Below are 910 nucleotides of genomic sequence, written 5' to 3'. Positions count from 1 at the left end.
GTCGGCTCGATAACGCTGCATGAGCTCGGCTTTTCCGCAAACCACGCCTACGGGAAGACCTCCACCAAGTGTTTTGCCATAGGTCACCATGTCGGCTTTTACGTCAAAGTATGCTTGTGCACCTCCTGGACCGAGGCGAAACCCGAGGAAAACCTCGTCCATGATCATTACAATGTTTTTCTGGCTGCAGACCGCGCGTAACTCCCTTAACCAATCCGCATACGCTTGTTTGTCAAACATCGCGTGGCGGTCGCTTGCAACCAGCATGGAGTCGCTGGCGCTACCGCCATTTGGATTCAACGCCTGAAGAGGGTTAATGAGAACGCAAGCAATATCGTTTCTGGTGCGCAAAACCCGAAGCGTGTCTTTCGACATTTCCTTTAATGTATACACATCGTGCACTTTACGAGGATTGCCGATGCCGGGCTGAACGCCGTCCCACCATCCGTGATAAGCGCCGCAAAAAACCACAGTTCGCGGCTTGTTCGTATGGTAATGCGCTAGGCGAACAGCCTGCATGACCGCTTCGGTGCCCGACATATGGAAAGACACCTGGTCCATACCCGAGATCTTGCGCAACTGATCAATGTTCTCGGTGATGATTGGGTGATATGGACCAAGAGCAGGACCGAGCTCCGCGGTTTTTTGCATGCCTTCTGCAATGCATTCCTTGTAAAAATCATAACCGAAGAGGTTTACCCCATATGCGCCTGTCAGATCGTAAGACCAGTTTCCGTCCAAATCTCTAATCTGCGTGCCACTACTGGTATCGGCCATCAGCCCAAGAGGAATCTCTCGTGACATCAAACGTCGGAACTGAAAAGGCACGCGATATTGGTTGGTAAAGTCCACGTCGGCTAGTTTGCCTTCAAGCTCCTTGCTCGCGGCGATGGTATGTGGCGCCTGAGAT

At 52.1% G+C, this 910-nt stretch carries 1 protein-coding gene; it reads right to left on the bottom strand.

Annotated elements, in window-relative coordinates:
* A partial coding sequence (locus A3750_RS03155) for an aminotransferase class III-fold pyridoxal phosphate-dependent enzyme (RefSeq protein ID WP_156498350.1) occupies window positions 1–910 on the bottom strand: 910 nt, incomplete at both ends.

The organism is Oleiphilus sp. HI0079 (genome assembly GCF_001635105.1).
Note: the sequence above shows the minus strand (reverse complement) of the source record. Positions and strands in the feature narration are given on the sequence as shown.